11 protein-coding genes are annotated in these 12,167 nt (G+C 68.8%); 1 reads left to right on the plus strand and 10 read right to left on the minus strand.

Going from position 1 to position 12,167, the window contains the following annotated elements; genetic code table 11:
- Positions 1 to 10 precede the first annotated feature (10 nt).
- The 8 genes from G578_RS0115695 to G578_RS0115730 all read right to left on the minus strand — a co-directional run bounded on the left by G578_RS0115695 (position 11) and on the right by G578_RS0115730 (position 8,040).
- The gene (locus tag G578_RS0115695; protein ID WP_028795046.1) at positions 11 to 1,108 is read right to left on the minus strand and encodes an NAD(P)/FAD-dependent oxidoreductase; all 1,098 of its coding nucleotides are present in this window, start codon (positions 1,106 to 1,108) and stop codon (positions 11 to 13) included.
- 10 nt (positions 1,109 to 1,118) lie between these two features.
- A complete protein-coding gene (locus G578_RS0115700; RefSeq protein ID WP_028795047.1) occupies positions 1,119 to 1,475 on the minus strand; it encodes a Spx/MgsR family RNA polymerase-binding regulatory protein in 357 nt (118 codons plus the stop codon).
- The gene (locus tag G578_RS0115705; protein WP_028795048.1) at positions 1,472 to 2,602 is read right to left on the minus strand and encodes a M14 family metallopeptidase; all 1,131 of its coding nucleotides are present in this window, start codon (positions 2,600 to 2,602) and stop codon (positions 1,472 to 1,474) included. Before G578_RS0115705 ends, G578_RS0115700 begins: the two co-directional genes overlap by 4 nt.
- Positions 2,603 to 2,698: 96 nt before the next feature.
- A complete protein-coding gene (locus G578_RS26635; protein WP_051244911.1) occupies positions 2,699 to 4,348 on the minus strand; it encodes an FAD/NAD(P)-binding protein in 1,650 nt (549 codons plus the stop codon).
- A gap of 121 nt (positions 4,349 to 4,469) precedes the next feature.
- Positions 4,470 to 5,360, minus strand: a complete 891-nt coding sequence (locus tag G578_RS0115715; RefSeq protein WP_028795049.1) for a phytanoyl-CoA dioxygenase family protein — start codon at positions 5,358 to 5,360, stop codon at positions 4,470 to 4,472.
- Positions 5,361 to 5,399: 39 nt separating this feature from the next.
- Complete coding sequence (locus G578_RS0115720; RefSeq protein ID WP_028795050.1) at positions 5,400 to 6,782, minus strand: metallophosphoesterase family protein; 1,383 nt, start codon at positions 6,780 to 6,782, stop codon at positions 5,400 to 5,402.
- Positions 6,779 to 7,108: a hypothetical protein gene (locus G578_RS0115725; RefSeq protein WP_028795051.1), complete on the minus strand. Its 330-nt coding sequence runs from the start codon at positions 7,106 to 7,108 to the stop codon at positions 6,779 to 6,781. Before G578_RS0115725 ends, G578_RS0115720 begins: the two co-directional genes overlap by 4 nt.
- 23 nt (positions 7,109 to 7,131) lie before the next feature.
- A complete protein-coding gene (locus G578_RS0115730; protein WP_028795052.1) occupies positions 7,132 to 8,040 on the minus strand; it encodes a DMT family transporter in 909 nt (302 codons plus the stop codon).
- Between the two features lie 101 nt (positions 8,041 to 8,141).
- Here G578_RS0115730 and G578_RS28565 point away from each other — a divergent pair, with 101 nt between their 5' ends.
- Positions 8,142 to 9,428, plus strand: coding sequence for an adenylate/guanylate cyclase domain-containing protein (locus G578_RS28565; protein ID WP_051244912.1), 1,287 nt, complete (start codon positions 8,142 to 8,144; stop codon positions 9,426 to 9,428).
- Here the strand turns inward: G578_RS28565 and G578_RS0115740 are convergent.
- Positions 9,425 to 10,936 (minus strand): 3-hydroxyacyl-CoA dehydrogenase, encoded by a 1,512-nt coding sequence (locus G578_RS0115740; RefSeq protein ID WP_028795053.1) that lies wholly within the window; start codon positions 10,934 to 10,936, stop codon positions 9,425 to 9,427. The genes G578_RS28565 and G578_RS0115740 overlap by 4 nt on opposite strands.
- Before the next feature lie 3 nt (positions 10,937 to 10,939).
- Entirely contained in the window at positions 10,940 to 12,148 is a 1,209-nt protein-coding gene (pcaF, locus tag G578_RS0115745) for a 3-oxoadipyl-CoA thiolase (protein WP_028795054.1), read from the minus strand.
- Positions 12,149 to 12,167: the final 19 nt, after the last annotated feature.

Below are 12,167 nucleotides of genomic sequence, written 5' to 3' on the forward strand. Positions count from 1 at the left end.
CCCAGGCTCCTCAGGTGACGAAACGCCGGAAATGGAAAGGATCGAAACGCTCGGCGAACGTCCCGTCCAGGATCGTCGGGGCCAGGTCCAGCGCGTGGGCGCCGGCCAGGGTGACGCCGCTGTGGCAGGTGACGACGAAGGCGCCGGGACAGCTCTCGCTTTCCGCGTAGATCGGAAAGCCGTCCGGCGACATGATCCGCAGCGCCGCCCAGGTCCGCACGATCCGCGCCTTGCCCAGGGCCGGCACCAGACGCCGCGCCCGGTCGGCGAGCCTGGCCGAGGTGGCGATGTCCAGTTCGGTGCTGTAGCCGACCCGCGCGTGGCTGGCGCCGATCATGACCGAGCCCTCCTCGGTCTGGCGCAGGCGACCGATCGGATGGCTGAACATCTGCGGCAGACGCTGGGTCACCAGGATCTGGCCGTGATCCGGCACCGTCGGGACGTCGAGCCCGACCATCGGCCCAAGACGGCCGTTTCCCAGGCCGGCGGCGAGCACCACCTTGTCGGCGTGGACGGTGCCGCGCGCCGTCTCCAGCGCGAAGCCGTCGCCCGTATGGCTGATCCGATCCACCTTGTGGTCGAGGCGGTGATCCACCTTGTTCCGCGCCAGCCCGGCATGCAGGCCGCGCAACAGGTAGAGCGGGCTGACATGGCCGTCATGGGGACAGTAGCTCGCCCCGGCGATATCGGGGCTCAGGGACGGTTCCAGCTCCCGCGCCTCGGCGGCGGAGATCATCCGCACGTCGTTGCCGCCGACGCCCGGCTGGTTGTGCATCCGTTTCACCGAGAGGGCGCGCTCGTCGTATTCCTCCTCGTCCAGGCAGGCCTCGATCCCGCCGGGCTGACGTAGGCCGACATCGACCCCCTCCTCCTCGGCGATGGCGGCGGCGAGTTCCGGCCAGACCTCGGCACTCCGGCGTGTCCAGGACGCGTAGTCGTGCATCCCGTCGCCCTTGCCCTGGACCCAGACCAGGCCGAAATTGCCCCGGCTGGCCCGGAAGGCGTCATCGCCCTCGTCCAGCACGGTGACCTTGGCCCCGGCACGCGCCAGGCCCCAGGCGACGGCGGAGCCGACCAACCCGCCGCCGATGACGGCAACGTCGCTCACGGCCGGCGCCTCACAGCCCCGCCTCCACCGCGTCCTGCTGGGCCTTGGCGAAGCCGACGATCACCGAGCCATCCGCCATCTCGAAGATCGGCCGCTTGATCAGGGCCGGGTTGGCCTGCATCAGGGCGATGGCGCTGTCGTCGTCCTCGGCCGCCGCCTGAACTTCCGCCGGGAGGCCGCGCCAGGTGGTGCCGCGCCGGTTGATCAGCGTGTCGGCGCCAACCGCCGCCAGCCACTCGCTGATCCGGTCCGCGGTCAGCCCGTCGGCGCGGACATCCTTGAAGGCGAAGCTCGCCCCCTTGCCCTCGAGCCAGGTGCGCGCCTTCTTGCAGGTATCGCAGTTCTTCAGTCCCCAGACGGTGATCAAAGCCCACTCCCCCAGTCGTCGATCATCAGCAGCATCGCCTCAAGGCACTTCCCGGCGAGGTGCTTGCAGCGGTCCGGCGACCAGCCGACCTCCGGCATCGGGTTGTTCGCGGTGTCCTTGAACGGCATCTCCAGCGTCATCGCCGGGCAGCGGAAGGTGTTGGCGATATGCCCGGTCGACGTGGTCAGGTTGCCCTTGCCGGGCGACGCCTTGGGATAACCGTGCTCGGTCTGGAAATCCGGCGTCAGGCGCGCCAACTCGGCGCGGAACCGGTTGAGCGGCGCCAGATGCGCCTCGGTCGCGTCGGGCACGCCCTCGTAGCCGGCGATGAAGTTGTACGGCAGCCCCTCGTCTCCATGGGCGTCCAGGCACATGGCGACCCCGGTCTGCTCCATCTTGCGGACGACGTGGTAGACCTCGGGGCTCTTCTCCAGGCTCGGCGCGCGCCATTCGCGGTTCAGGTTGGTGCCGGCGGCGTTGACCCGCAGGTTGCCGCGATAGACGCCATCCGGGTTCATGTTCGGCATCAGATGAATGGTCGCCGCCGACAGCAGGGCGCGGGAGACCGGGTCCTGGGCGTCGCAGAGCTTCTCCACGATCCCCTCGACGAACCAGCCGGCCATGCTCTCGCCCGGATGCTGGCGGGCGATGATCCACAGCGGCTTCTCGCCGGAGCCGAAGGTCAGCAGGTCGAGATCGCGGCCGTCCAGGGTCGAGCCCAACCGCTCCGCCCGCGCGGCCCCGCACGCCTGGGCGAAGGCAACCAGATCGGCATGCTGCTCCAGGGTGTAGGGGGCCAGATACGCGAACCAGGCGAAATCGGTTTCCGGCGTATGGGTGATGGTCAGCCGGCTGCCGTCGTATCGGGTCTCGGTGCGCCACCAGTTGGCGCGGTCCTCGGACACCACCGCCCGGTAGTCCTCCCAGCCCTTGGGGTAGCTGGACGCGCCGGCATTCTCGATGGTCATGGTCAGCGGCACGCCTCTGGCGCCGGAGACCCGGAAATAGAACCACTGGAAGAAGTCGGAATTGCCGTCCTTGCGGATGGTGAGGCGTATGTCGCTGGGGTCGGAGGCGTCGACAACCTCGATGTTGCCGCCGTCGAACTGGCTCGAGATATGGATCACGGTTTCTCCTGGGCGCCGGGTGGCCTCAGAACGTAGTCCGGGGGTGGGGGATTGAAAAGACCGTGAACGTGCGGGTGTCCGGCTCCGGGTCGCGCGCTATCCCGCCAGCCGCGTCTCCTGCGCCATCTTGCTTCGCCCGCTGGCGCCGAGGGCACGGATCGGGCGGGTCCCCAACAGACCGGCGGCAACCGCCTTCCCGAAATTCTCCGACGACACCAGCCCCTGGGCGAAGGGATGCCGCTTCAGCAGCAGAGGCAGCGACACGCAGAAGATCTGCTGCGCCAGGCCGGGCCTGAGGTGCAGGCGGAAATCGTCGACCGATCGGCTGCGCCGGTTCTTGCGGAAGGGGTCGCTCTCGTCCGACGCGTCGGCCAGGCTGGCGAAGCCGAGATCATGCAGCGTCATCGCCTGCTGGCCCCGGGCGTCGATCAGCGTTTCGTAGGTTTCGCCATCGCCGGCCCCGTCGATAGCGAACCTGCCGTCCCGGCGTACCAGACGGCCGCGCTCGCCCAGGACGACGACCGACAGAACGCCGCTGCGTCTGATCGCCAGAAGCCGGGCGATGGAGGCATGGGGCACGCAGCCATAGGCATCGGCAAAGACCGGCTTCAGCGTGTCGTGAAACCGTCGCAGATCCCGGTCGGCGAGATAGGGAAGCACCAGGGAGAACATCTCATGGGCGCGCATGAGGGTATAGCGCCACATCACGGTCCTGCGGGCGCGGTGATTGCGCCTGGCCTCCGCGAGATTGGCGATGGTGGCGGTGAACAGGTCGCTCTGTTCCCGCCGGCCGAAATACGCCCGGTTCAATCCCTCGGGCGTGAAGCGCTTGATCCCGAGTTCGGCAAAGAACGCCGGATCGTCCTGCAGCAACTGGGCGCGAAACAGCCGCATGGCCCGGGACAGCAGACCCGTCTTGCCCTTGGCGATCAGCGCCTCGATCGCCGCCTCGCTGAAGATGTCCAGCGGCTCCTCGGGGATCGGGTAGTAGAAGTCGGCCTCCGGCAGCAGTCCCTTGCGCGACAGCAGAGCGATCCGCAGGGACCGCTCGGAGAGCGTCGTATAGGTCACCCGCCCGTTGCAGGTGTCGAAGTACCCATACCGGGCCGCGAGGGTCAGGGCGGCATCGATGGCGCTGAGCGAGGAGCCGACGATCGCCGCCGATCTCTCCTCCCCCAGAGCCAGAGTCTTCAGCGGATAGGGCGAACGATAGAGATAGGGCGCCTCCTGGGTGGTCTTCTGGCGATGACCGGTGGCGACCACCACGGCATCGACCCGGCAGCGCTTTCGGCCCGCCGCCGTGTCCGCAACGATCTGGAAGCCGGTCCTGCGGGGGACGATATCGGCGACCCGGTGCTCGGTGAGAACCGTCACCCGATGTCCCCGTCCCACGGCGTCCCGGCACAGGGCGGAGAACTCGGCGGCGAAGTAGTCGCCCAGCACGACCCGGGGATAGAAAGCCCGGTCGGCGATCTCCGGGCGGTCGATCCCGAGCGTTTCGAGCCGGTTGTCGGAAAGCGAACCGAGCCAGTCGACCAGAGTCCGGGTCAGCGGCGGGATCTCGATCGACGCGATGTTGGCCAGAACCTGCGGGGTGTTGAACCGCCGGCTGTAGGGCATGCCCGGCCCGGCGCGTCGGCCCGCCTCGAAGATGAGGATCTCAAGACCGGGCTCGGCGCCGATCATGTATTTCAGGGTGTAGGTGGCCGTAGGGCCGGACCCGATGATGGCGATTTTCCTGGACACGAGACCTCCGGAGAAGCCTCGCATCGACCGATCGAAGCCGACCGATAAACGCCGGCCCCGACCGGAGGTTCCCGTTGGCCGACGGCGTCACAGACGCAAGTTCGGCCGGTTGTGCACGCCCCTACTCCGCCGCCGTGCCCACTTTCGGGTCGAAGGCGAAGTAGCGGTTCTTCAGCGCCGTCTGATTCTCGTAGATCGAGCCCTCGCGCTTCGCCTTGGGGTACGGCAGGCGCACGGGGCAGTCGACCACCCGCGGGGTCAGGGTCGAGGTGCCGGCGATCATCCGGCTCTCGTTCTCCTCCCAGCCGCCCGGCACGCCGCGCAGATCCCAGGCATCGGCCGCGGCGATCTGGTAAAGCAGCAACTGCCGGTCGCGCCCGGAGGTGTTCTGCGCCGAGCCGTGCACCGCCCGGACATGGTGGAATGTGCAGGACCCGGCCTTGCCGGTCAGCGCCACCGCCTTGGAGAAGTCGATATCGCAGGCGCCGGGATCCATGGCGCCGGCGAAGCAGCCGTCCACGTGGTGGTCGTAGGTCGGACCCTTGTGGCTGCCGGGGATGACCATCAGCGGGCCGTTCTCCTCGGTCGTGTCGTCCAGCAGCACGCCGACGGCCAGCACGTCGTCGTTGGTGTGCGGATAGAACGCCCAGTCCTGGTGCCACTCCACCGGCGAGCCGTACTCGGCCGCCTTGATGTTGATCTTGCCGCCATGCAGCCGCAGGTCGGGCGACACGATCTTCGACAGGACCGAGATCAGGTTGGGGTGCTCGACCATGTCGCGGAACACCGGGTCTGCCTCGAACGGCTTCTTGATCCGGCGTACCCGCGGGTTCTCCGGCGTGTGGCCCGGCTCAAGGTCGTAGATGCTGTCATGGTCGGTCAGGCCGCGCGCCTTGTCGATCAGGCCGGACAGCGCGTCGCGCATCGCCTTGACCTCCTCGGGCGCATAGACGTTCTCGACTACCAGATATCCGTTCTCGCGGTAGAACGCGGCATCCGCCTCGCTGATCATCTCGCTTCCTCCAGGCTGGGTCGGCTCTTCGTCCGTTGCCTAGATTTCACCCTGCGGCGCGTGGGCCGTCCAGACCCGAAGTTCGGAGCCGAGGAACGGGCGGTCGGCGGCGGAGACCGCGGTGTGGCCGACCGTCCAGGCGGTGACGGGCGCGACGCGCTCCAGTCCCTGGGCCGAGGCCCCGCGCAGGGAGGTCCAGGGTGCGGCCTCGTCCCACCGCCAGAGCAGGCCGCCGGGTCCCATCGCGCCGTGCAGGGCGATCTGAATGTCGAAGGGCTGGCCCGGCGGCAGCGGCGGGCCGTACCAGGTATGGGGACTGCGGCCCGGCGCCGAGCCCAGCACCACCAGCAGGCGCTGGTCCGGACCGGCCAGACCGATCCACAGCGGCGGCACGGCGTCGTCCCCGGCGCTGCCCTCCACCAGTGTCTGGGCCCGGGCCGCGCCGCCGGACGCGTGCCCGCAGATCCGCCAGCACCGAACGGAGGCGTCCAGCGGCCCATCGGCGATCCGAGTGTCCGCCACCGGCCCCGCCGTCATCTCCTGCCACCAGACGACCGGCGGCAGGATGGGAGGCCAGGACAGCGCCTCGCGCAGGGTGCCGCTGTCGTCGACCGCCCGGAACCGGAAGCCCCGGTCGTCCAGCGCCGCCTGCAGCGCATGCAGATACTCCACGCCCTCCGGCATGCGGTGGGCGGTTCCAGCACCGGCGGTCGTCACCTGCAGCACGCCCTGATGCACCTGAACGTCGAAGGCCAGGATATGGCTGCACAGATAGGCGACCACCTCATGGCGCACCAGGATCCGCCAGAACGCCTCGGCATGGGGCGGGCCGATCTCGCGCTGGAAGGGACCTTCGAACCCGTTCACGGGGAATACGGGATGATGGCCGATGACGAGCTTGTGCCGGGCATCGGCATGGTCGGCGAGGGTGGCGTCCAGCCAGGCGGTCTCCACATGCCCCTCGCCGCCGAGGCCCGACCACAGGGTGTGCACGAAGACCATCAGCAGATCGCCGCGCCGCACGAAATAGGACAGCCCGTCCTGACCCGGCGGGCCGTTGCGCGGCAGATGCGCCATCACCTCGGCGAAGACCCGCTCGCTCATGGGGTCGTAGGTCGTGTGGTTTGCGGTGGTGTGGAACATCGGGATGCGGTCGCGGTCGAGCCAGGCCATCTCGACCTCGAACCAGTGCCGCCATTGCGCGCGCAGGGCCGCCTCGTCGCGCGTCAGGCCGATGATCTCGTCGCCCGGAAAGACGATGAACTCGGGCGCGGGCGAGAACCGGCGCACCACCGAATTCACCCGCTCGAAATTCGCCTCGTGCCGTCCGCCGGGCTCGCCGGCGCAGGCATCGCCGTAGATCACGAAGCGATAGCCCTCACCCCGTGGCTCCAGGGCAGGGATCGCCGGATCGGAGGTCATCGCGACGGGCGGTCGTCGTCGTCCTCGTCGTCATCGGACTCCCGTTCCAGGCGCCGTTCGACCGTTTCCCGGGCCGCGGTTTCCGCCTTGATCCGGCGCTGTCGCTTCCACAACTCGATCACGTACATCAGGAAGCCGAAGATCACCCCGGCGAAGAGGTCCTGGGTGATCAGTTCCTCGCTCAGCTCGCGCGGCGGCTGAAACACGCCGTTGAGCTGCATCACCAATAGCAGCCCGGCGAAGACGATGCCGTTCACGACGCCCCGGACGGCGGGGCGTTGCCAGAAAGTCGGCGGCGGAGTGTCGTTGTTCTGTGCGTCGCTCATGACGGCACTTTAGTCGGCAATGCTCATCTGGCAAAGACCAGCAGCACGACGATGCCGACAGCGACCAGGCTCATGCCGATCATCTCGCGCAGACTGGGCCGCTCCTTGAACACCAGGATCGAGACCGCGATCGCCAGCACGAACTCGATCTGCCCCACGGCCTTCACATAGGAGGCCCGTTCGATGGTCATCGCCGTGAACCATCCCGCCGATCCGAGCGCACTGGTGAAGCCGACGAATACGGCCGCCTTCCACGCCTTTGCGATGGCCCCGATCTCCCAGGGCCGGGTGACAGCCACGTAGGTCCCGAGCCCCAGGGTCTGCAGCACGATCACCGCGACCAGGGTCATCGACGCTGTCGTCATCACGTCGGAATCGCCGAGCGACAGGCTGGCCTGGCGCAGGAACAGCGAGGCCAGGGCGAAGAACAGTCCGGAGAGCAGACCGATCCCTGCCGCCCGGTTGAAGGCGGAGGCCAGCAGCGAGCCCAGCCCAACGCCCTGCCGCGCCAGGCTGATCAGCATCACACCGGCGCCGCTGACCAGAATGGCGGTCCATCCGGCCGCGTCGATCGCCTCGCCGAACAGGGTGGAGCCGAGTATGGCGGTCGGGATCGTCTCGGTGCGGGCATAGGACGAGCCGACGGCGAAGTTTCGCAGGCCGAACAGCATGACCAGCAGCACGGTCGCCAGGATCTGCGCCACCGCCGTGCCGGCGCACCACACGAAGAACTCCAGATGGACCTCCGGTGCCGGCGTGGTGCGCTGGCCGAGCGCGTAGGCCATGTAGCCGATCGCGAACGGCACACCGAACAGGAACCGGACCCAGCTTGCGCTCCAGGCGGACATGGAGCCCGCCAGATGCTTCTGTCCGGCGTTGCGGGCCGTCTGCGCGAAGGCGGCGAGCGCGGCGATGATCGCCCAGATTGGCATGGCTGGTCCTCCCACCCGCGAGCCTAGCGGCCCGCATCCATCGGGGAAGCCGCGAAATTCGCCATGCTGGATTGCGGTTTAAGCGCTATAGGCTCACCGCCATGAAATCGCGCGACGAGGGTGTGGGGGGCGAGCGGCTGCGTCAGGCGGCCAACCAGGGGCTGCGCCTGGCGATGCTGGGACGCGGCATCGCGCTCGCCATCGCCGCCGCCTGGCCGCTGGTCTTCTCCACCCAGGCGATCCTGATCAGCGCCCTGATGGCCCTGTCCGCGTTGGCCGGACTCGGCTACCGGCGGCTGATCGGCTCGGAATACGACCATCCGATCTACCGCTACCTGATCTTCACCGCCGACATCCTGATGGTCGGCGCGATCTTCGTCTTCCTGCCGCTCAGCCTCAGCGAGGCGGTACCCCAGCACTTCGCCTTCCGGTCCTACGGCATCCACTATTTCCTGCCGGTCCTCGGGGCAGCCGCGCTGTCCCTGTCGCCGAAGCTCATCCTGTGGTGCGGCGGCGCCATCGTGGCGACCTGGGCGGCGGCGTTCTACTGGATCACGGCGAGCCTGGAGAACCCGCTGCAATGGAGCGATCTCGGCGCGCCCCATTCCTATAGCGAGCTGCTGCTGAACCCGGATTTCGTCAACACCGGCGGGCGGGTGGAGGAGTCCATCGCGATCCTCATCCTGACCGCGCTGATGGCCTTCGCCGTGCACCGGGCGCGTCGGGTGGTGGCGCTCTGGATCCGCTCGGAAACCGGGCGACAGCGGATCACCGGCCTGTTCGGCCGCTTCGCCCCGCCGGAGGTGGTCGCCCGACTGGCCGAGAGCGGCGCCACCCTGGAGCCGAGCAAGCGCGAGGCGACGGTGCTGTTCACCGACATCGAAGGGTTCACCAGCCTGTCGGAGAGCCGGACGCCGGACGTGGTGCTCGCCCTGCTGAACACCTATTTCGAGCGGGTCGGCGCCATCGCCGCCCAGCGCGGTGGGGTTATCGTCAACTTCCACGGAGACGGGCTGCTGATCGCCTTCAACGCGCCGGCCGACGTGCCGGACCACGCGGCGGCGGCGCTGGAAACTGCGACCGCGCTGCTGGCGGCGATCGAGACGGAAACCTTCAACGGCGAGCGCATCGGCATCCGCATCGGCGTCCATACCGGCGAGGTCGTTGCCGGCATCGCCGGTAGCCGCGAGCGCCAGACCTACACGGTCTACGGCGACACGGTGAACGTTGCCGCCCGGCTGGAGGAACTCAACAAGGAGCACGACACCCGGCTGATGGTCAGCGCCGAGACGGCGAAGGCCGCCGGGGGTGCCGGCGGCCTTCGGGATCTGGGCGAGGTTTCCGTCCGCGGCCATGCGGCCGGCGTTCGGGTGTTCGGCGGCCTCTAAGCCGTCTGATGCGCTCCCAGTCCCAGCAGCGCCCGGCGGCGCAGCCATAGGGACGGACGATAGCGCGGGTCCCGGGTCGCGTCGTGGATCGCCGAGAGGATCTCGTAGGTCCGCTTCACCCCCATCTGCTCGGCGATCTCCAGCGGGCCGAGCGGGTAGTTCAGGCCGAGCTTCATCGCCGTGTCGATATCCGACGGCGTGGCCAGCGCGATCTGCGCCATCTCGCAACCGAGATTGGCGATCATCGCCCGCATCCGCTGCAGGATGAAGCCGGGGCTGTCCTGGATCACCGTCGGCGCGACACCGGCCTTGGCGAACGCCGCCGCCACCGCGTCGCGATGCGCCGGATCGGCCGCCGGCGCGGTCATCAGCGTGATGCGCTTGGAGGTGTCGCCGGTGGTGTCGATCGCCACCAGGCGGGTGTGGTCGGTGCCGGTGCGCGCGGCGAAGCCGGTGGCGTCCTCGCCGTACAGCGCGGCGACGACGGGCATCGTGCCGTCGTCGTTACGCACGTTGAGCCCGGCGCGTTCCAGCAGTTCGGCCAGCGCCTCGTCGCCTTCGGTGGCGACGGCGACGGTGGTCGCTGGGGCCGCATCGGTGACGTGGTCGGGGCTCGGCGGGTCGATCACCTGGCCCTTGTCGTCGTAGCGGAAATGGCCCTGGCCGGTCTTGCGGCCGAACCGCCCGGCCTCGGCCAGCGCGCGGTGCAACGGCGTGGTGCGCAGGCGCGGGTCGTTGAGGAACTGCTCGAACACGATCATCGAGACCGGATAGTTCACGTCGATCCCGGTCAGGTCCATGAGCTGGAACGGCCCCATGCGGAAATGGCCGCAGTCGCGCATGACCGCATCGACCTGGGCCGGGGTCGCGACGGCCTCGTGCTCCAGATGCAGGCCCTCGGTGGTGAAGGCCCGGCCGCCGAGGTTGACCAGGAAGCCGGGGCTGTCCTTAACCACCACCGGCGTGCGGCCGAAGCGCTCGCCGACGGTGACCAGCTTCTCGATCACCGCGTCGTCGGTCGCCGGACCCTGGATGATCTCCACCAGCCGCATCAGCGGCACCGGATTGAAGAAATGCAGGCCGGCGATGCGCCCGGGATGCTTGCACACCCGGGCGATCGAACCGATCGGCAGGGACGAGGTGTTCGACGCGATGATCGCATCCTCGGCCACCACGCCTTCGATGGCGGTGAACAGGTCGCGCTTGACCTCGATGTCCTCGAACACGGCTTCCACCACCACGCCGCAGGGGGCGAGGTCCTCGATGCCGTTCGACACCACCAGCTTGTCCTTCATCGCGGCGGCGGCATCGGCCTCCAGCGTGCCCTTCTCCACCAGCCGGTCGAGCCGGGCGATCACCTTCTTCGCGCCGGCCTCGGCGCCGCCCACCATGGCGTCATGGGCGACCACCTTCATGCCGCCCTGGAGCGCGACCTGGATGATGCCCTGGCCCATGGCGCCGCAGCCGACGACGCCGATGACGAGGTCGCGGGAGGTCACATCCACCATCGGTCAGACCCTCTCGATGATCACGGCCATACCCTGACCGACGCCGACGCACATGGTGCACAGGGCGTAGCGGCCACCGGTCTCCACCAGCGTCTCGGTCGCGGTCTGGATCAGCCGGGTGCCGCTGGCGCCCAGCGGATGGCCCAGCGCGATGGCGCCGCCGTTCACGTTCACCCGGGGATCGTCGTCCTTCAGGCCCAGTTCGCGCATGCTGGCGAGCACCTGGCTGGCAAAGGCCTCGTTGAACTCCATCACGTCCATGTCGTCGATCGACAGGCCGGCGATGCGCAGCGCCTTCTGCGAGGCCGGGGCGGGGCCAATGCCCATGATCCGCGGCTCCACGCCGGCAGCCGCCGCGGCGATGATCCGGGCGCGCGGGGTCAGGCCGTGCTTCTTGGCGGCGGCCTCGCTGGCGATCAGCATGGCGGCCGACCCGTCGTTGACGCCGCTGGCATTGCCGGCGGTCACCGAACCGCCTTCCTTGCGGAACGGCGTCCCGAGCTTGGCCAGCTTCTCCAGGGTGGTGTCCGGGCGCGGATGCTCGTCGGTATCGACCACCGTGACATCGCCCTTGCGGCCCTTGATCTCGACCGGGACGATCTCCTTGGCCATCCGGCCGCGGGCGATGGCTTCACCGGCCTTGCGCTGGCTGTGATAGGCGAAGAGATCCTGATCCTCGCGGCGGACCTGATACTTCTCGGCCACGTTCTCGCCGGTCTCCGGCATGCTGTCGGTGCCGAAGCGCTTTTCCATCTCCGGATTGACGAAGCGCCAGCCGATGGTCGTGTCGTGCATCTCGGCGGTGCGGGCGAAGGCGGTGCCGGCCTTGGCCATCACGAAGGGCGAGCGGGTCATGCTCTCCACCCCGCCGGCGATGGCGAAGTCGCCCTCACCCGTCTTGATCTGCCGCGCCGCGTCGGCGACGGCCATCATGCCCGAGGCGCAGAGCCGGTTCACGGTGACGCCCGGCACGCTGGCCGGGATGCCGGCCAGCAGCAGCGCCATGCGGGCGACGTTGCGGTTGTCCTCGCCGGCCTGGTTGACGCAGCCGTAGAACACCTCGTCCAGCGCTTCCCAATCCGCCGACGGATTGCGCTCCATCAGAGCCTTCAGCGGGACGGTCGCCAGATCATCGGTACGAACCTGGGCGAGCACGCCGCCGTAACGCCCGATCGGCGTGCGGACGGCGTCACAGATGAAGGCCTCGGTCATGGTTTCCTCCGGGAGCGGG

The organism is Thalassobaculum salexigens DSM 19539 (assembly GCF_000423805.1).
Lineage (GTDB): Bacteria > Pseudomonadota > Alphaproteobacteria > Thalassobaculales > Thalassobaculaceae > Thalassobaculum > Thalassobaculum litoreum.